This is a genomic window from Paraburkholderia hiiakae (assembly GCF_904848665.1).
GTDB lineage: Bacteria > Pseudomonadota > Gammaproteobacteria > Burkholderiales > Burkholderiaceae > Paraburkholderia > Paraburkholderia hiiakae.
On sequence record NZ_CAJHCQ010000045.1, the window covers coordinates 1 to 17943 of the forward strand.

Genomic DNA, 17943 nt, shown 5'->3' on the forward strand with positions numbered 1-17943 from the left:
CTCGGGCGCCTTAGCAGTCGGCAAGATTGAAGAATTTCCGGCGAGCGGCCAGAAGTCGAACGAAAGACGCCGCTCAAATGACCGGGTGTCCATTGCAGCGAACGACGCTTCCTGGCCGACTGTTGCCATCGGCGATTTCAGCGTCCGGTCTGTGGGTAAGATCATCTCGGCCACGAAGCTGACATTGCGACGAATGCCTGCGCGATGGCACGTAGGTGCTATGTGCGTCATCGCACATTGCCGGACATACCAGTCTTGGCTCTGTCACACCCGCGTCATAATGTCGTACTCATTCACGGAGACCGCCCAAAAGCGTTCTGGAGCGCATTCTCCAAGCGTCTGGGGGAAAATCATGTCAACTGCGGCGGCTGCACCCAATAGTCATGAAGGACCCAATGGCTTTCAGCGCCACGAGCCGCACGACAACACCCACGAAGAAGAACACAGCGATCACCACGAAGAGCAGGCGTCCAAACAGACAAAATCGCAACGCATTCCTAAGGACTATAAAGATCTCCTTTACGAGTGGAATCGGGCTGCGTATGTCTACCAAGGCTCTGCGTACGCACTATCGCTCTTCGGGATCGTCTCCGGTATCGGGGTAACCTACTTCCTCGGCGGTGGAAATAAGTTTCAATACGCTACTGCGTTTGCTACGGGGTTAGGTTTCCTTGGTGCTGTTTGTGCGGCTGTTTCAGGCGTAATGCGGCCGATGCAAATTGGGAATCGATATCGCAACGCGTGGCGTACGCTAAACGTCGCCCGGCTGCGTTTTCAGTTAGATCCCCTGATGTCGCCTATGCATCTGTGGGAAGCCATGGCCCGCGGCGAGTTGATAATCGGGGACTTCGAGTTGAATGCAGCAGAGGGACGAACCGCGCCGGAGGACCGCCCTCGCAATAGAAAAATTAAACTTTCCATCAAGCTTTTTGAGAGCTTCCTTGAATGGCACAGGGACACCCCCAAGGAGACGTTGCTCCAGCTTCTCAGTGGCCAGCCGGATTTCGGAACGATGAAAGATCTATCACAGCCGGCATTGCTTATATTGTTCGCGCAGCGATCCGCAGCCGCTGCCGCCATGGTGGCCATGAATTCTGACTCACATAGGTGAGACAGATCGGTCGACAGAGAGTGACAGGCAGGGATCCAATTGTTTCTCACAGAGGCGACCGCCGATTCGCCCCGCCATCATATAGTGGAGTACGCAACCCAATCTGCGATTGAATGACCGCGCCGCCTCTCCGGCAACATCCATCGTGCGCCAGCTTTGAAACGCGCACCGGCAGTTCAACCTATTTCTCCAAATAGAGGAGACAACTGGCTCGGCACTGGTCATCGTTCCAGGCGTCGATCGCCTCAACTTCGGCCCACGCTTCAGCAGCCTGGTCTCTTGCCAAGACCTTCCGGCCGTTTTCCGTTTTCTGGATCCAAGGCGTTGTATTTAGCTCAATACGGCTGACGACCCATTCGTTAAACAGGTCCGGCATTTCTGGCAACTGATAAAGGCGTTGCTGGCGGCGGTGCGGCCGTGTGCCCCGGTCCGCTCCGGATGCCGCCTGTGTCGTAGTCCGTCGCGCATCCGGCATTTTTCCGAGGAAGTTCGATTTGCCGCGCCTTCTGGTTGTGTTTGCAAGGAGGCGGGACCATACTTCCTCGTAATGCGTTCAATATCGAGGGCATTACAGGATGGCAAAACCGCCAGTCATCGAATCACACGAAATTCGCCATGCGCTCAAAGTCGCAGCGGTGACTGGGCAAAACCCGGTCCGCGACGTTGCGCTGCTGACGGTGTTCTACGGAACAGGACTCACACCCAACGAAGTTGCCAAGTTGCGGGTATCGGATTACCTGATCGAGAATGGGCAGATTCGCGTTGATTCGAAGTTACGTTCGGAGATTGCGTTCAACGGTAAGGCTAGGCCGCTTGTTTGGGCAAACGCCAAGGTGTGCGCTGCGATCGATAGCTACTTATCCTATCGCCTGTCTGCGCATCACGGAATTACCATGCGCCGCGCGGCGTATCGCGGCGTCGATCCAAACAGCCCGCTGTTCCTGACTGGCGAGGGCGGGCCATTTGCGTTCACGAGGCGCGTTACTAGCACTGGCGCGGTCAGCTATTCTTGCGAGACTCTGACGGAGATCGTCCGGCGCCTGCATCAACAGGCTGGGATCGAGAACGGGAATGCCAGCGCTGCGCGCCGAACGTTTGCTGTACGACTCCATCGCGACGGCCGTTCGTTGAAGCTCATTCAGGAGTTAATTGGAGTTTCGAGTCTTACTGCCGTTAAGAACCTGGTGGAGGGCGACCCTGTCAGGCTGCCGGCGATCGTAAGCGGTGTAATTTGATGGCGCGAATGCGCGGCAGGTGGCATTAAGCGAATGCGTCGACGAATGCAAGGAAAGAACATGGGATCGCTTTCGGACTACCTGAATAACCTTGAGCCGCTACTCGCTTCCGTTAGCCGTCAGTTCGCTTTCGATGGAGCGGCGAACGAAGTTGCGGTAATCGTGACTGCAAAACCAAAGATTGAGGAAACGTCCTATGACAACTGGAACGGCGGTACGTACGGCTATACCCTTACATTAGAATTGCCTGCACACGTGTACGCCCAGGTAAAGGCATCGCTGGAGCAATTGGAAAAGGCGATTGCCTCAAAGATCGATGAGTTTCTGCGCGGTTCAAGTAACCAGGTTCTCACCAGCGTGGTGATCGCCCCGGAAGTTGTAGGCGACGACCGATGGCGCGACAAGGCGCGGGCATGGTTGGCGGGAGATGGCGTGTCGAACCAGGGCCGCGTCCGGTCGGACAACATTGCCCCGCATCGGCTTGATGGTTTGCTGTTCCGGTCCAAGCCGGAGATGCTGCTCTATGGGGCGCTGAAGACAATAGGTATTCCCTTTGCTCCGTTGCCCGTCTTCCTCCGCGGTGGCAAGCAATATCGGCGCATTGAACCGGACTTCGTGGTCGTGAAGCAGGGAATCGTTGTGCAGGTCGAGGTGGATGGTGACACTGTCCATACCGAGTCGCCGGCCGATGCGCATGACCGGTCCGCTATGCTTGCACATGAAGGCGTATACGTGGAACGAGTGAAAGCGTCGGAATGTGACACGCCGGAGCGCGCCGAGCTTTGTGCACAGAAGATCTTGGCGGCGATTGAGCGTTACAAGGCAAGTCGGTAGGAAAACGACTGTATGGCAAAGACACAGCGCGCGCGAAAGAAGCAGGAAGCCAAGAGGCTTCGAAACAAATACCGGCGCATAGCCAGCGATGCACGGAAAGGTACGCCGGGAGCGGAAGAAAAGCGTCAACAGCTCGATACTCGGCTGAAGATGTTGGATATTCGCAGGAACGCATAGGGAAACCTCAATGACTGTCCCCCTCACGGACGACTGGATCATCGAGCGCTTTGTCCGACTTGCTCGGCCGGGTGAAGGCGATGACGTATACGAGCCGTGGCCGGGTTACGACAAAGCGATGTCACAGGCCGAGGCGGAGCGGGCGCTCGATGAGTGCGTGCGTCGCTGGCCGGACTTCGAGTTTCGCGCGCATCGTGTTCGCGTCCACGAGAAGATCGCTGCGGAAGTCATCGACCGAGCCCGCAACCGCAAGTAAGAACACACTGGACAACTATTGTGAAGGATGATCGACTGCGCGTACCCGTTGATCCTACGTACGTAGCCGCGTTAGGGTTGGCCGCATATGCGTTTGCGATTCTCGAGTGGAATGCCGTATGGTGTTGCGAACGCTTGGAACCGGGGTGTATCGACCGGATCGCTGAGCGCACGGCTGGGAACATCGCAAAGTACTTCATCCGCCTCGCGGAAGCCAACGGCAGCGCAGAAATTATTTCGGCGGCGCGACGGTTCGACGCATTGGTCCACCGGCGAAATGGGTTGCTGCATGGCAAACCAGGGACCGACGAAGACGGCGGACAGCGACTGTTCAGAAATGGTGTCGCGTGGACGGAAGATGATATTGGAACGGTCGTCGATGACTTCACCGAATGCAGCTTAACGCTGAACTCATTCTTGTACGGCGCTTTATGCGTTGCCGAAAGCTAACCAAAGAAAACGCATAGTCAGGAGCGACCACGCCGATGTTTAAGTATGTCGTTTATAAGATCACCATTTCCCAATGGGAAGATTTACGTCGGAAAGGATGATGGTGGCACCGGCCATTCGCTGCGTTACTTTGGCAGTTGGTTCAATGCACTGGTCGCCTAGGAGTTTTCGAAGCAGGAACTTCAGGACTTCACGCTTCGCGAGGAGATCTTGTTCGAGTCCGAAAGCAAGGAGGAAGTCCGCAGGATGGAATGCGACATGATTTTGGCCTTGCGGAGTAGCGACCCAGCAATTGGCTATAACCAGACACATAGGCCTCGCAAAGCGCGGAAGACTGCGGATCGCGCGATTCCCGAGCTTGGCCAGTTACAACGGAAAACAACGCAGGAAAGCGGCAGTGCCATCGAGCGGCCGCGTTCGAAGAACGTGAAAAATGGGTTGAAGACCATTGCCGTAGTGGCACTCCTAGCCATCAGCGCATCATCGCTTTTGGTTGCCTGCGGCAAAAGGACTGGGGACGAGTTCGTTGGATCGTGGAAAGTTAAAGACGATATCGACTCGACACTGATCGCGCGCAGCGGCTACGATTTTGTTGTCACGAATACCGGCGACACGTCGAGCAGGATGTTTTTCCGCTACGAGCACGGAATTCTCGTTATGAGCGGTTCTGCCGGAATGCTGGGGATACGTTACGACAAGGTCCACGATGCGATCGTCGCATTCACCCCCGAGTTTCCGGTGGAAATCGTACTGCCCCGGGTTAAGTAGGCGGGCGAACGTCGTCATTGCGTGCGCGAAAGAAGGGAAAACGACATGGAGCGAATTGCGGTTACTGCGAACTATGAGACGATACGAGAGGGCAAACTGGTCGTCGGCCGTGTCGAGTTCGTTGCGCGTGTTGCCGATGCGGCGAAGGGATACGATTTGTCGACACGAGCGCAGCGGGCCGTAGCTCGGCGTCTTCGCGTGCGCCCGGCAGACGTCAAGATAGTTGGCATTCAGTCGAGCTAAACGGAATGGAAAACGCGATGCAAATCACGCTCTCCACCGTTAAGGCGATCTATCGAAATGCGATCGACACACGCGCAAGCGACTGCGAAGGCTCGGCGTGGTGGAGCGAAGTTGCAGACGAAGTTCGCAACGTGATCGCCGCGCGAACGTTGGGCGAGGCGGCTGCACTGATCGAATGGTCGCATCACGACTGGACAGAGGTATCCGATACGCCACGTAATGCAGCGAAGCGGATTCGCGAGGCGAGCCGAGCGCAACGCATCAACGCATAGGTAAACAACGAATGAGCTTCTTCGAACTGAACACGGCTGGTGCGATGCTCGCAAAGGCGCGGCGTGAACTCTCGCGCCTTGAAGGTGAAGCTTCCATTGACCACGTGTACAACCTTTTCACCACGGCCTATCACGTAACCGACTACCTCAAGCCGGTTTTGTCCGAGGTAGACCATAAGTCGCTCCTCGCTGATCCGATCATTCGGCATTGCGCCGATGTTTGTAATAAGGCTAAGCACATGGTGCTTACGCGCGGCCGCCCCGACCCTTCAACGCTCTCCGTGTCTGGGGCAATCGGTGGCGCGCCGATCAACAGCATCGCCATTAACGCGTCTGGCGAACGTTGGGTGAGGTGGCCTGATGGAACGGAGCTAGAGGTTGTCCAGTTCGCGCGATCAGTAATCACCCGTTTGGAGCAAATTTTCGCTCAGCATGGCGTTCCCGCTGATGTATAGGAAAACACCCCAAAGGTTGGATCGATGTCCAACCTTTGGGGCGCAGTTCACTCCAAACACCGGCAGTGGGTCTTCCTAATTTATTGGACTAGGATTACGGCACTATGCGGAAAATCACACCGTTGCCTGTATAGCCCGTGCCGAACGATTGCGTCACATCGGAGCCGCCATTGAAGGTCGTACCGATCAGCGCGCCGGTTGTGGAATCGACCACCAGTTGACCCGGCAGCTGACCATCGGACCTGGCAAACGAATGGATGATGCTGAAGGCACCCGAGTTCGTTATCTTGAAGACGCAACCCAAGCCGTTAGCGCCACCCGTGGATGTCGTGCCATACAGGGCCCCGTCCTGGCCGAGAACCAGTGCATTCGTGGGCGATGCGCCATCTGCCTGCGTACTCGTTGTGGGCGCAAACACGTGGAGCACAGTGAAGTTGCCTTGGAGATCAATGCTGAAGATCGAGCCGAGCGTATCCCCACCGGTGTACGCGGTTCCATACAGCGCGCCATCAGAGCCCACGACGAGAGCAGACTTTGGGCCCGCCCCGTCGAGGTTCATGAATGACGAAGTGCTGGTGCTACGTCGGTTTGCTGGCCGAAGCTGTGCAACACCGTGTGTGGGCGCCGAGTGTGTGGTATCGAACATTGTCCAAGAATCTTGCGTAGTAGCATTCCTGCGCAGCGGTCTACGGCTTTTTCCGTTGCAGACGTGCGGGTCGTATCGCACCGGCCCTATTCGTGCGCGGGGTGAGCGAAGTGGCAGACGTCGAAGACTCGAAACGGCCAGAAGGAAGGTTTATGGCCTTCGCCAAAGGGGCAGCGCTATTGGGCGCTGTAATTTTCCCTCTGCTAATTGCGGCGATCTGGGTATGGAAAATTTGGTCGGACACGAAGCTAGAGGAAGAGCGCATTTCGATCGAACACAGTCGCCTCGAATGGGAGAGATCTGAGATAGAAGTAAGGCGTAGGCTTGAAAGGCTTGAGATTGGCAGATTGGAGATGGGAAGAGGGGGCGTCGAACCCCGGGCCCTTTTGGGCGACGTGGACCAATTAGGCGCGCCAAGGCAGCAAGGAGCGCCAAGCAACGCTGCGATCTTAAATGACTTCGTCGAGAGTCAACGCTCGCCAACCGGCAAGAGTGCGGTCGCGCCACTGATCGGCCTGGTTGACTCCCTGGTCAGTGCTGGGACGGTCGCAGCTAAGGATGCTAGCAATTTGAAAGACGCGATACAGAAAGCGGCCGTCGATGGGGGCAAAGAGATCCTAGTCGAGACCGCTAAAGCCCTCATAGACCGATACATCAAGCCACATGACAAGGAAGAGTCATCGAATCGGGAAGGTACGGCGGGCGGCGTTACCATGATCAACAACAACTATTGCTCGACCCCAGATCAGCGTTCGAAGCCTGAATCGACAACGGGTGGTCATCTATCTGGACCTCGTAAACCACGGCATAAGGAACTGTGCACTGGTGGGGGATGAGGCTGCGAGTGTGACCGCTGCAATGGGTGGAATCAGATTCCACGTCGCTAGTAGGATTCCTCATCGGATTAGGGAGGTTGTGGAAGTCTCGACGGTTCATGTCGATTGGATGGTTCTCAAGGGCTCGTCTTCCGTGGTAACCGGTGTGCTAATCGAGCGCGTGGTTAGGCCCGTACATCCTCCGTAACGCGCTTCCATATCAGCCTGTCTTGACTGAACCTATGGGAAAACGCACTGATCTCCTAAACTGAATCGACCCGCTAGGTCCGTGACCCATAGCGATTTGTAGCAGGAAGAGTCGGGAGCGAAAAATGCCGAAGATTACACCTGATGCTCTCCATGCATTGGCAAGCAAGATTGCAAGCGGGAACCCTCCGGGGCGGGTACTCGATCCAATCCCGATTGCTCAGACGCAGGAGGGGCCGACCTGCGGCTTTTATGCGCTTAGCATCGTCATGGATTACTGGAAGGCAAAGGGTCGCACGCAGACTAGCGTGCCCGCCCGCAAACGCGATGTCGACGTCCAGGACCGCGATGAAGCCGAGAAACAGCAACCCTCGTTGCGTAACCTCGGGAAGGCAGTCGGGGCGCTCGACGTTAACGGGGTGGTGAAACGGTCGACCGGTGGCGTATGGACGGCCAAACAACTGGCAGCGGTTGCCAGAGCGGTGAAGACCGAGAATTACTACGTACGCCTAAAGACGTGGACTATTCCGGGCTCGTTCATCGGCTCTATTTGCAACGCCATCGACGCAGGGATACCGCCGATCGTAGCCTTCGACGTGCAAGACGGTGATCCAGTTCCAGATGCCGGCGGACAGAAATCGCATTGGGGTGTGATCATTGGCTATTTCATGCTTAAAAATGCACTGTGGTTTATCGCCACACATGGCCACGGCAGCTATTATTGTTGGCTGGCGATAACACTTCAACAATCAAATTTCGCACTAGTTGGTACCACATACCATCAACAGGCTGCGATTAAAATTAGCATCGCTGGTGAGGGGCTTTCTCAACTCCCCGAGAAGTACACACGGACACAGTGGGTCAAAGGAGAGGAGGCAAGTAAAGCCGTGGCTTTGATTGTCGATCAAAACAGACCGTTAGAGATGAATGCAGTTGAGACTCGAGAACCATTCGATGTAGCCCAGGACCTGGGTCGTCACATAGTGCTTGTCGAACCCAGTAGCTGACCGCGCACCGCGCTGCGTACCGGCGTCTGATTTGGACAAGACGGGCAAAGACGCCACGACTATCGACTGCATCACGCAGTCCAGACTTCCGTGCGAACTTCTGAGGTGCGAACTACCGGCATGGTTTTCAAACCTCCGATTTCCGTGAAACCATGGTGAAAACCACGTCCGCCAGCCGTTGCCGATTCCGCAACTATCCGTGCTGGCGGATTTTCCAGCGCGGAAATACCTGCGGGGAAAATGTTCGAAAACGACACCTCCATTCGGGCGCGTTGCCTTAGAACCCTTAACAAAATGAACGAAGGGGCTGTTAACGCTCGATGAATGCTGTTGTCAGCGGGCGGCGTAATCGAGCCACCTCGTGGGCGGCGAAAGGAGCCACCCAGCGGGCTGGCGTGTAGAAGCCAGCGGTAGCGGGCACAAGCGCAATTCGAACTTTCCAAGTCGGTACGCTCCGTTCATTTGAACGGAGTGCCTATGGCCAACCGGAGGTTTGAGTTGTTCGAATATCGTCACATCCTTGTGCGCGTGCGACGCGGTGATTCCGACCGCGACATCGCGCGGCGACGCCTGACGGGCCGAGCCAAGCTTGCAGCACTACGGCAGGAAGCCCAGTCGCGAGGCTGGCTCGATCCGGCGCAGCCCATGCCGGAAGATCCCGAGATAGCAAGCGTCCTCAACAGCGTTCCGAGACAGGTGCCGCGCAGCAGCATCTCGACGGTGGAGCCGTACCGCGAGCAGGTTCGCGAGTGGCTCGCCGCCGGCGTCCAGGGCACCACAATCCATGCAGCCCTTCAGCGCAATCACGGCTATACCGGCAGTTACGATGCCGTGAAGCGCATGCTGCGCCGTCTGGCGGCTGAGCGCGTCGTCAAGGCAACGACGATCCTCGAGTTCGCGCCCGGCGAATAATCGCAAGCTTGCGATTACTCGCCGGGCTCAAAGGCGAGCGGCACATAGGCCTTCTTGCGCGGCGCCTCGGCCTGCTCCTCGTGTCAGCGCCTCACGAACGCGCTGACATGGCCGTAGCTGCCGGCGTAGCCCTGTTCGCGAATTGCCTCGAACATGAACCGCGCCGTGCGCCGGTCACGCTTCGGTCGATGACTGTCTGCCCGGAGCCAACCCGTCAACTGTGCAGCCCAATCGTCGATGACGCTGGGACTGATGCGCTTTGGCTACTTCGGCTCGGTGGCGTCGGCCTGCGGCAGCCACGTGCGTACCGTGTTTCGGGACAGGGCCGTTCGCCTCGCAATCTCGCGCAGCGGGACCTTCTCGCGGAAATACATCCGCCGGATCTTGGCCAATATGCCCACTGTGATCACCCTTGTCGCCCCCGCTCAAAGAATGAGCAGGGCATTCAATCACGTGGATCAATTCTGCGTGGACATCAACAATCTGGCTTCAAATTGTGGCGTATTCGCAGTCGATATGACATCGGTGTCGTTCCAGTGGTCGCTGGGATGCTCAAATAAGATCAGCGCAGGATCGCCCGAATCAGGTCCCGTACTACTGTCCAGACTGTCGCGCGTACCGCTGTGCGTACCGCCATCTCACCGATGCCCATGCGGTTGCTCTGCCTCACCGGTACGCTGGCGCTCACACTGACTGGAACGCCTAGCCTGCGCTTCAACGCAACCGGATCGCGATCATATTCATCCGCGATGCGACAACGAGCTTCCTCAATGTAATGGACCATTCTTCTGAATTCTTCCGGGGTGTGCTTGGGGCCGCCTTCGCCACGGATGACCTTCGCCTTGTTTTCCTCGCAGTTCCGCTCGAAACCAAGGATCAGCTTGCGTGCGCCATCCTCATCACCGCGACCAGCAGCGCTGAGGAAGAGCCGCCAATGTAGCTCAACCAGATCATCGGCAAATTTGCGCAATTCGGTGTCGCGGTCGGTTGCGGCATCGTCGCTAACCGGCTCCGGATCGAGCGGAAACTCTTGCTCTTGCCTCGTCTGCTCCTCTCGGAAGTACGCGAGGTACTGCTCGCCAAGCCCGGGAATTTGAGCCTCCGCCTCATATTCCGCTGCTTTAGCCCTGATGGGCTCTTGCATATTCATGCCCCAGATGAGCGCGGACTGTAGGCCAGTCGTTCTATACATTTCCCGGAACGTCTGCCAGTAATCCTTTGCTAGGGACTGTGCCAACACACGATGGAATTCCACCGCGCTTTGAAGCGCCGGGTCAGTTGCAGCACGCTCCTTCAGCGTCAAGCCTTCACTCATTTTTCTTGGTTCTTATCAGTGGGTTGCGGGTACACCTTCGAATAACGCAACAATACCCCGCCTGATTCGCTTTGCCCAATACTTTGTGAAGACATGCCGATGAAGTGTCCTTAACGTCGAGCGTCTTGCATCTTGAGGGGCGACGGCGTTGGAGCCGGAACAGGCGGTGGGTGAAGTGCTACGGGCGGTGCGACGGCGGAAAGGCTTGTCGCAGGAAGCCCTCGCCCACGCCGCCGAGATGGAACGGAACTACGTCTCGCTGATTGAGTTGGGGCGCCACAGCCCGAGTATCAGAGTGGTCTGGAAGCTGTGCTCGTGCTGAGCCTCACTCCCTCCGCGTTTTTCGCGGCTGTGGAGGACCGGTTAGCGCAGCACTCGGAAAGAACACCGCCCTTCGATACTTAGCCTTCTCCTGCACTTCGCCTTATTCCTGCTCGACCGGCGAGAACACTTCGAACAGCGGTCGATATCGTGGAACCAGCGGGAAATTCGGTTCATGGGTCGATTGATGTCCGACGCTCGCGGACTCGACGACACCACAGCGCTTGAGTGCCGGCGCCTCAGTAACCGGAACCAGCGCTTCGTCGCCTGAACACGACAAACCACCGCGCGTAAGCAACTTTTCCAGGATGTCGGCGGCGCGGTCGGGCTGTTGAGGATAGGATCGCCGCGGGGTGCGTAGGTTCGAACATTCACGGAATTATCTCACGACGCTAATACATCGCAGTTGGCCAGAATACCAAGTTGGAGTACCTACGCCGTCTCAATTGAAGGCTCCGCGCGCGGCACGGATGCGCGTAAGCCCCGCTGAGGCGGCAATACCAGCACGAGCACATAGGCTCCAACGCACAGCCAATTCGGGAGTGCCGTGGTTGCGAGCAAGGTGTCCTCGAAGGAAATGAGCGATTCAGCCGCCGCCCACGCAAGTCCCAAGCGGACCGCAACTTCCAATATACCTAGGGCTTTGAGTTTGAGAAGTGGGGATGCCATACGAAGGCGTAGCAGTTGTGCGCAGGAAAGAAGAAATGCAATCGCGATAATGGCGCAGACCGCATTTGCCTTGTGCATGACGAAAAAGCCCGGCGCATAGCTCTCGATCCATTCAGACTGCGGCCGCGTTAAGCCAATGATTGAAAGGTTTACACCTTTGATTTCCGCCGTCCATCGGATTGCTTGGTCGCCGTTGGAATATGGGTCTTCGACTGCAGCTGGGACCTTTGGGGTTTCGACGAATACCTTCAAGAGCATCACTTGCCCTGCATTTATAAGCGTAGGGCCGATTACCGCAGTGCTCCCACCTGTAACCGTAACGGGAATTGCGGGGCGATTTGCGGGTGGAGTGAGTTCTACGGCAATTATTCTGTTGCCTGACAGCGCTTGCAGCGTGATGGGAGAGTCAAAGTCTTGCGGCGAAATGTACTTGCCAGCGTGATTCTCGATAGAGTACATCCGAAGTTGAACGCGGTCCGGCGTGAATGTCTGCCCACCGATGTTTAGCCCAATAGACGAAGTTTCCCCTGTCGGGAGAAGGGCTGATGAGACGATATTTGAGGCAAGAAAGCGCCGCACTTGAAGGGTGCCCGTCGTCTCCTCTGGATTGGAGACATGGAACCCCAGTAGGATCGTAACGACAATTCCCAGTATGGTAATCAGGCCGGTGATACCGTTCCAATGTGGTAGCGTTAGGAGCGCCCACCGCGACTTCACATCTTTGCTTTCCCCGCTTTTCTTATCCAAGGCTGCCACCCCACGTGATCGTGTCGGACGAGTGTAGGCGATGGCTGCGCCCGTGCGCAATGCCTCAGCGGCTCCGCAAAACCTTGCACGAGTTCATCCAGTCGTCTCAGCTTAAAAACGATAAGCAGCTGGCTCGCCGTGACGCTTGGGCTCCCACGTCAGTTTGAATTACAAAAACATTACGATCGAGGTGCTGGGCTATTCATCAAAGCTAATATTGCCCCCGCCTGCGGCAGCAATCCGAATCAGATCGTCGCGCTGCCGCAACGTTACCCCTGCGAATGTAATTCGCGCCCCCCTCGCGCAGCAGCACCAGCGAAACGGATTAGGTCGTCCGTTTGCCGTAGGGTTGCGTCAATACGAAAGCCCGTCCCAGCGGCAGCGAGGCGAATCAGGTCGTCTACCAAGTACAATTCTAATGCCATCCTAGCGTCCCCTTTCTACGGTGTCGCTCAAGTTTGGTGGGTCTGAAAAGCACGGCGGAAGTTTTCGAAAGAGTATTTGATTAAGTCCAGCAGAGAAGTCCTTCCAGCTGCATTCTCGTTTTGCGGGCACCCTACGTGCAGCCCTCCAGACCCGCATCAGGTAACACGCACGAAGCTGACGCTCAACGCTAGATGTGGCGTTAGAACGCTGTCATGTAGCCGAATCCGCCTTCGACACGCGTTCTCGCTGCTGCTGTTCTAGGCTATCCGCTTAGGCTCTGATGAGAAGTATGGTCTTCGTGAGCCACGAGCCTGAGTACATCTCTGCAACGAGGCCCTTGATGGCTGCTAAGGCGAGACGGTACAGCTTCGAGGGCTCTGACAACGGCGTGAGGGGGCCAATGCCATGTGGTGTTGTCAGGCCAACTAACACCAGTGCGAATCCGAAGCCCCCAATGGCGCATAGTCCATCATTGTGGCGCGTGACATGGGACGGTCCCGAACGCTGAGCCCAGCGCAGACTTACTGCCAGGGAGTCACGATAAAGCGGATCTGCGCATTGAGTTGTACCGCGCCGCCACTTGATACCGGGATCGCCGCTACGAGGTGCCCTTTGTTGTCTGGCACAAGCCCAAGAGGCCGGATGTTGGGTGGCTGGGCGGATCCGGGTGCCTCGCTTTCCCAGTAGTAGGTGGCTGTCCAATGATCAGGATCTTTGGTGTTCAGTTCGATGATGGCCGCGCCGCTAAAGATCTTGCTCCCCTCGTAGTGGCTATCAGACGCATCGGCCTTGTTGATCTGGAAGTCCGGCATCAGCACGCCAAGCTGAAGCCGGTAGGAAACGGTGTCACTCCCCGGGTCGATCTTGGCCCAGTCCGCCATGAAAATCGTGGAGAGCAGCTTGGTAACCGACGTCGGCTTTCGATTCGCGTCACGCAAGTCATGATGCTCGACGACTGCCGCAGAATCCTCGACCGCCACACGCCGTGTCAGATACCACGAGTTGTTGCGCAGCGAGACCAGCAGTTCGACAGGGTAGCTGGCGTCGAGGGTGCCCTCAGCGTCAGCTTTGGCAAGGTCGCCCGTAGGCAGGGTCACATTGTTGACGTCAAGCCAAACGTCCACACGATAGTTGCCAAAGAGGAAACGCTGCAGATTCTGATACCCCTCCTCGCTGTTGACGATGCCAAAGAAGCCCGAATGGCTGCGAAATGTAAAGGCCTTCGCGCATGGCTCGTCCTGATCCTTCCCGGTTTCGTCGAAGCCTGTGAGGTCCGCGTTCTGGATACGAACGAGTCCGTCACTGCCCTTCCCAACGAATGTGCGCGACAGACCAAGTGCCACCTCATAGTCCTGCCGGTTCGTCCCGATCAAAGTAAAGATCTTGCCGGCATCCATGCAGCTCTTCGGCATCCATGCGACGGAATTTTTGTGAGGGTCCTTGCTTTGGGGGTCGTACTGCTTCAGGTTGAGGTACTGAGCCATCACAGCGCGATCGAACGTATTGATCCCATGGGGCTTGAGAAACGCTGGAACGTTGATGCCGAGGACATCGATGCCGTTGTGCGGCGTAGCATAGGTAAAGAGCTTGAGGACACGATCGCGCAACTTCACATCGAAGCCCTTCCCGATGCCCTGCAGGAAGGTTCTCGCAACGAGCCCGCCCATAGAGTGCGCGACGAGGTAACAGCGAAAATCGTCGCGGCTCTTGTACCCGTTATCGCCCGCGTTGTCACCCACGAGAACGTGATCGGTCATCCGCTGGATCAGTGCGGCGAGGTCGGCCGCGAATGTTTCAATGGGCGGGGTCTGCCCATCGCCAAGCAGCGAGGACGCCTGGTCGTAGTAATGGTGAACAACAATCGAGCGGCGCGAGATGGTGCCTGAATATGAGGCCGACGTGAGATCGGTTCCCTGGCTGATCACGTTCGAGTAGCCATGATCGGAAACAAGTCGCATGACGGGCGACTCGAAGACAAAACGCGCGGGTGGCGTCGGGCTCGGCCGCGCCCGGTACACGGTCGAACCGACATTGAAGCCGCAGAACGGATCGGCCGTCGTTTCGTCGATATCTGACTCATTCATCGCGTACCCACGGATATAGATAATCGGGTGGTACGCCTCGGGGTTCACAGTGGTATAGGGCATGGACTTCTCCCGCGCTGGGCCGTGCGACACCACGGGCGGTGGACGGCGTATCAATGGGAAGAGGGAGGTGCGGTTTCCGCTCTGAGGCGAGCGACGGCAAGCGACGTTTGCGAACGGGAACATCGAGATCAGACGCAACGCGTCCGAATCAAAGTATCGCGAAAGACTGGTGTGCGACGTGCGATAGCGCACATATGTCGCGCGCGCTGGCGGACTCTCATGTGTGGTGGCAAGGCACGGGTCATACCCGCGCGACGCGCCACGTGACACAGAGGAGAGCGCCACGGGAGACGAAGAGTCAAACCGCCGTATAGAAACGCTCAAAGCACTCAATACTCTCGCGCTGGAACTATTCAAGGCCCTTAACATCCTCAACGCGGGTGCCGCTGCGGGGATGCTGGCGGGGCTCGACAAACTTCAAGGCGCGATCGATAGCTGCCACATTCGACGATCGATCCTGCTGTTCGTGATTGGTCTGGTGTGTGGCTTGGGCGCCATGTTATTTGGGTGGATCGTGCTATATGTGCGCCTCCATTTGATGGACGACACGAACCCGGATCACGATCCCAAGAAGCATAAGCGCACGATGCTCGTTAGCGTCGCGTTCGCTGCCACCGGTTTGTTCTTCTTTTGCTACGGTGCACTAAACGCGGCGATGAATCTGCATGAACCGAAAGCCACGTGTCAGAAGCAATGACCTGCGATGTTGCGCCGGTGTTTCAGCATGTATATGTTGGGACGCCATCTGACAGTCCCAGTCAGATCTGTTCGCGTGCGGCCATCGTCGAGACAAAGGACGACCATCGAACCTGAACGGGCGATCAAGCTCGCGATACCGCAACGACCGCTTCCAAGCCTGCAACTGCCCATCGCTATGGGCGATTCGAATGAAAGGGACATTGGCGACATTTTGACGCATACAAATAGTTTACACCATTGTATATAGTTGACATGGCAACTTTATGTGTGGAAGGAGGGCGTTTAATGCAAACTGGCATTCGCGCTTTTGCAATCGCCGGGTTATTCCTCACTGGAGCCGCACGCTAACCTCCACTGAATTCGTTTGCGTAACCGATGCGCACAGCGATATCCACTGCCTAAAAAGGTAATTATTTAAATCGCAAATGGCCAAAAAGCAAGACGTCAAACCGACCAAAAAGCAGCTCGTTCGGGAGATTACGGATGAGCTTGGCATCGAGGTATCCTCTATTTACGATTGGTGTTTCAAGAAGGCTCCTGCTGGCCCATATCTCACGTTCCAATGGTACGACAGTATTTTCGACGATGGCGAAATTGTCTACTTCGTCGATGAATTCACGGAATGGGCCGAGAAGAATCGAAGCACCGCCTTGCCTGTGCAAATCAACCGCGCTTATGCGGTCGCTTCGCTTATTCTGGACGCATACTACAAGGGTGCTCCCTTGCGCGTAGCTGTACTGGACGGCATCACGACAATGGTGGGCCTTCGAGAAAGAGACGAAGCGCATCTGCGAGAATTGGACCCGCTTCCATGGTATCCGCATCATCGCGATGAGATGGGTCGCATCGTCGTGTATCGAAACGTACCGCAGCCATCTGGCTTCGATGCGTATCTCGACGACCAAGCAAGGGCGGAAGCGAAAGGGCAGGAGGCTGCGCCCAAGAAGCCTATCGTCACTGACACAGACGGCACAGCCATCTACGAGCGCGACTCATCACAGGTGGTCGCCGTGAAACAGCGAGCCAACGGCATTTGCGAGCGTTGCGAGCAAGAGGGTTTCAAGACGCCGCAAGGGCGCTACCTGGAAGCGCATCACGTCATCCCGCTCAACTGTGACGGCGACGATAAGGAATGGAACATGGTCGCCATCTGCCCGAATGACCATCGAGAGGCACACTACGGGGCCAATCGCGACGAACTTCGGGACTGGTTCATCACAGAGGTAATTGCAAAGCACTTTCCAGGCGACGACGAACTGATTGACAGACTTTCAGAGAAGTCCTGGAGGATACGAAACAACCCTCAGCAGTTCACGAGGAAGATGGAGGACTGGGTCAAGGATTGAATAATTGTCCGCAAATTGTCCGCAGAAGAAATGCTAAAACTGCAGGCGCAAGACGAGCAAGCCACGCAACACAAATACGATTGGTAATTTTTAAACCGGCGACAAAACGTCTCCTGCACAAGGTGCTTATTGGCGAGCATACGCTCGAGGTACTTCAGTGCGACCTCAAGCCCGAACAGTCTGCCCAGGCGCAGTGCAGGGACGGGATCGCCGACTGCGAAACTGTGAGAGACTTCGTTTCCGGGGAGGCATTCGTCGAGATCCTCGACGATACGGAGGATCATATCGCCCTTGCGCCATCGGTCCCACATCAGGGCTTTCTGGGTCTCAGAGTAATAAATTCTCGGTCGCTGCTTCATTTGCAACACCTCCGCTGCTCACGCAGATTCTAGGTGTTGCATCGACCGGTTGAATCCGCCACAGGCTGCATCCACTACGTCCGCTCCTGAAGAATTGGGTTTGGGAGCATGGCCGAATCGGTACTCGCTATTTGGACTGCGTCGATGGCGAAATCAAGTTTGACGAAGGCAAGAAGTCGCACTTCGCAAACGAAGAATACATTTACGTGCGGCTTGACAGCGATGGTGAGGAGGATGCGTCTGTGGATGGTCCTGCGATCCAGGAGGCGGGACTTGGCCGGTTTTTGAGGGCCGCGCAGTTGGGCAGGCCGGAAGAAGCCGGCTCTGTGGCGGAGGTCCAGCGCGCAGTGGCGGACTGCGTGGAGCTCGGCCTGTTCAGCGCATATCAGATGGATGCCCAGGAGGGCTTCACACGTTACGCGCAGGAGCCCATGTTCGAGGATGAAATCCGCGCGGCGGTTGTCGATGATATCCGGCGCATCTATGCGCGTGTGCGGGAGCAGCTGGCGCTGTACGATTTCAGTGTG

Annotated in this window: 18 protein-coding genes and 2 pseudogenes; 16 read left to right on the forward strand and 4 right to left on the reverse strand. The window is 56.7% G+C overall.

All coding sequences use genetic code 11. From position 1 onward, the window contains the following. The 8 genes from JMY28_RS38405 to JMY28_RS38440 all read left to right on the forward strand — a co-directional run. On the forward strand, positions 1-1111 hold a 1111-nt coding region (locus JMY28_RS38405; RefSeq protein ID WP_236597251.1), incomplete at its 5' end, for a hypothetical protein. Positions 1112-1686: 575 nt separating this feature from the next. After that, the gene (locus tag JMY28_RS38410; protein ID WP_201701085.1) at positions 1687-2346 is read left to right on the forward strand and encodes a tyrosine-type recombinase/integrase; all 660 of its coding nucleotides are present in this window, start codon (positions 1687-1689) and stop codon (positions 2344-2346) included. 60 nt (positions 2347-2406) lie between these two features. Continuing rightward, positions 2407-3180, forward strand: coding sequence for a hypothetical protein (locus JMY28_RS38415; RefSeq protein ID WP_201701086.1), 774 nt, complete (start codon positions 2407-2409; stop codon positions 3178-3180). 187 nt (positions 3181-3367) lie between these two features. Then, positions 3368-3613 carry a hypothetical protein gene (locus JMY28_RS38420; protein ID WP_201701087.1) on the forward strand — a complete coding sequence of 82 codons (246 nt, stop codon included), beginning with the start codon at positions 3368-3370 and terminating at the stop codon, positions 3611-3613. Positions 3614-3633: 20 nt separating this feature from the next. After that, positions 3634-4062 carry a hypothetical protein gene (locus JMY28_RS38425; RefSeq protein WP_201701088.1) on the forward strand — a complete coding sequence of 143 codons (429 nt, stop codon included), beginning with the start codon at positions 3634-3636 and terminating at the stop codon, positions 4060-4062. Between the two features lie 210 nt (positions 4063-4272). Further along, positions 4273-4830, forward strand: coding sequence for a hypothetical protein (locus tag JMY28_RS38430; RefSeq protein ID WP_201701089.1), 558 nt, complete (start codon positions 4273-4275; stop codon positions 4828-4830). A gap of 260 nt (positions 4831-5090) precedes the next feature. Next, positions 5091-5345, forward strand: a complete 255-nt coding sequence (locus JMY28_RS38435) for a hypothetical protein (protein ID WP_201701090.1) — start codon at positions 5091-5093, stop codon at positions 5343-5345. An 11-nt stretch (positions 5346-5356) separates the two neighbouring features. Next, positions 5357-5800: a hypothetical protein gene (locus JMY28_RS38440; protein ID WP_201701091.1), complete on the forward strand. Its 444-nt coding sequence runs from the start codon at positions 5357-5359 to the stop codon at positions 5798-5800. A 94-nt stretch (positions 5801-5894) separates the two neighbouring features. Here the strand turns inward: JMY28_RS38440 and JMY28_RS38445 are convergent, their stop codons facing one another. Further along, complete coding sequence (locus tag JMY28_RS38445) at positions 5895-6359, reverse strand: choice-of-anchor tandem repeat GloVer-containing protein (RefSeq protein ID WP_201701092.1); 465 nt, start codon at positions 6357-6359, stop codon at positions 5895-5897. A 239-nt stretch (positions 6360-6598) separates the two neighbouring features. Between JMY28_RS38445 and JMY28_RS38450 the strand changes: the two genes are divergently transcribed. The 3 genes from JMY28_RS38450 to JMY28_RS38460 all read left to right on the forward strand — a co-directional run bounded on the left by JMY28_RS38450 (position 6599) and on the right by JMY28_RS38460 (position 9387). Continuing rightward, entirely contained in the window at positions 6599-7282 is a 684-nt protein-coding gene (locus tag JMY28_RS38450; protein ID WP_201701093.1) for a hypothetical protein, read from the forward strand. 311 nt (positions 7283-7593) lie between these two features. Beyond that, on the forward strand, positions 7594-8475 hold the full coding sequence (locus tag JMY28_RS38455) for a hypothetical protein (RefSeq protein WP_201701094.1): 882 nt from the start codon (positions 7594-7596) through the stop codon (positions 8473-8475). Positions 8476-8952: 477 nt separating this feature from the next. Further along, positions 8953-9387, forward strand: coding sequence for a hypothetical protein (locus JMY28_RS38460; RefSeq protein ID WP_201701095.1), 435 nt, complete (start codon positions 8953-8955; stop codon positions 9385-9387). 562 nt (positions 9388-9949) lie between these two features. Here JMY28_RS38460 and JMY28_RS38465 read toward each other — a convergent pair. Further along, the gene (locus JMY28_RS38465) at positions 9950-10702 is read right to left on the reverse strand and encodes a hypothetical protein (RefSeq protein WP_201701096.1); all 753 of its coding nucleotides are present in this window, start codon (positions 10700-10702) and stop codon (positions 9950-9952) included. A 187-nt stretch (positions 10703-10889) separates the two neighbouring features. Here JMY28_RS38465 and JMY28_RS39280 point away from each other — a divergent pair, with 187 nt between their 5' ends. Beyond that, complete coding sequence (locus tag JMY28_RS39280; protein ID WP_236597252.1) at positions 10890-11024, forward strand: helix-turn-helix transcriptional regulator; 135 nt, start codon at positions 10890-10892, stop codon at positions 11022-11024. A gap of 431 nt (positions 11025-11455) precedes the next feature. Here JMY28_RS39280 and JMY28_RS38475 read toward each other — a convergent pair whose 3' ends face one another. Both JMY28_RS38475 and JMY28_RS38480 read right to left on the reverse strand, forming a co-directional pair. Beyond that, a complete protein-coding gene (locus JMY28_RS38475; protein ID WP_201701097.1) occupies positions 11456-12439 on the reverse strand; it encodes a hypothetical protein in 984 nt (327 codons plus the stop codon). 947 nt (positions 12440-13386) lie between these two features. Next, the gene (locus JMY28_RS38480) at positions 13387-15012 is read right to left on the reverse strand and encodes an esterase/lipase family protein (RefSeq protein WP_201701098.1); all 1626 of its coding nucleotides are present in this window, start codon (positions 15010-15012) and stop codon (positions 13387-13389) included. 223 nt (positions 15013-15235) lie between these two features. Here JMY28_RS38480 and JMY28_RS38485 point away from each other — a divergent pair, with 223 nt between their 5' ends. The 4 genes and pseudogenes from JMY28_RS38485 to JMY28_RS38500 form a co-directional block, all read left to right on the forward strand. Further along, positions 15236-15709, forward strand: a complete 474-nt coding sequence (locus tag JMY28_RS38485; protein WP_201701099.1) for a hypothetical protein — start codon at positions 15236-15238, stop codon at positions 15707-15709. 427 nt (positions 15710-16136) lie between these two features. Continuing rightward, entirely contained in the window at positions 16137-17057 is a 921-nt protein-coding gene (locus tag JMY28_RS38490) for an HNH endonuclease (protein WP_201701100.1), read from the forward strand. A 113-nt stretch (positions 17058-17170) separates the two neighbouring features. Then, a pseudogene (locus JMY28_RS39285) lies at positions 17171-17344 on the forward strand (ferritin-like domain-containing protein); the annotation flags it as partial. Positions 17345-17469: 125 nt separating this feature from the next. Beyond that, a pseudogene (locus tag JMY28_RS38500) lies at positions 17470-17943 on the forward strand (hypothetical protein); the annotation flags it as partial.

What these genes read in the sequence shown, in the direction of transcription:
- JMY28_RS38410 (WP_201701085.1), top strand. Translation starts at nt 1,687, where the DNA reads ATGGCAAAACCGCCAGTCATCGAATCACACGAAATTCGCCATGCGCTC.
- JMY28_RS38415 (WP_201701086.1), top strand. Translation starts at nt 2,407, where the DNA reads ATGGGATCGCTTTCGGACTACCTGAATAACCTTGAGCCGCTACTCGCT.
- JMY28_RS38420 (WP_201701087.1), top strand. Translation starts at nt 3,368, where the DNA reads ATGACTGTCCCCCTCACGGACGACTGGATCATCGAGCGCTTTGTCCGA.
- JMY28_RS38435 (WP_201701090.1), top strand. Translation starts at nt 5,091, where the DNA reads ATGCAAATCACGCTCTCCACCGTTAAGGCGATCTATCGAAATGCGATC.
- JMY28_RS38440 (WP_201701091.1), top strand. Translation starts at nt 5,357, where the DNA reads ATGAGCTTCTTCGAACTGAACACGGCTGGTGCGATGCTCGCAAAGGCG.
- JMY28_RS38445 (WP_201701092.1), bottom strand. Translation starts at nt 6,359, where the DNA reads ATGAACCTCGACGGGGCGGGCCCAAAGTCTGCTCTCGTCGTGGGCTCT.
- JMY28_RS38450 (WP_201701093.1), top strand. Translation starts at nt 6,599, where the DNA reads ATGGCCTTCGCCAAAGGGGCAGCGCTATTGGGCGCTGTAATTTTCCCT.
- JMY28_RS38455 (WP_201701094.1), top strand. Translation starts at nt 7,594, where the DNA reads ATGCCGAAGATTACACCTGATGCTCTCCATGCATTGGCAAGCAAGATT.
- JMY28_RS38460 (WP_201701095.1), top strand. Translation starts at nt 8,953, where the DNA reads ATGGCCAACCGGAGGTTTGAGTTGTTCGAATATCGTCACATCCTTGTG.
- JMY28_RS38465 (WP_201701096.1), bottom strand. Translation starts at nt 10,702, where the DNA reads ATGAGTGAAGGCTTGACGCTGAAGGAGCGTGCTGCAACTGACCCGGCG.
- JMY28_RS38480 (WP_201701098.1), bottom strand. Translation starts at nt 15,012, where the DNA reads ATGCCCTATACCACTGTGAACCCCGAGGCGTACCACCCGATTATCTAT.
- JMY28_RS38490 (WP_201701100.1), top strand. Translation starts at nt 16,137, where the DNA reads ATGGCCAAAAAGCAAGACGTCAAACCGACCAAAAAGCAGCTCGTTCGG.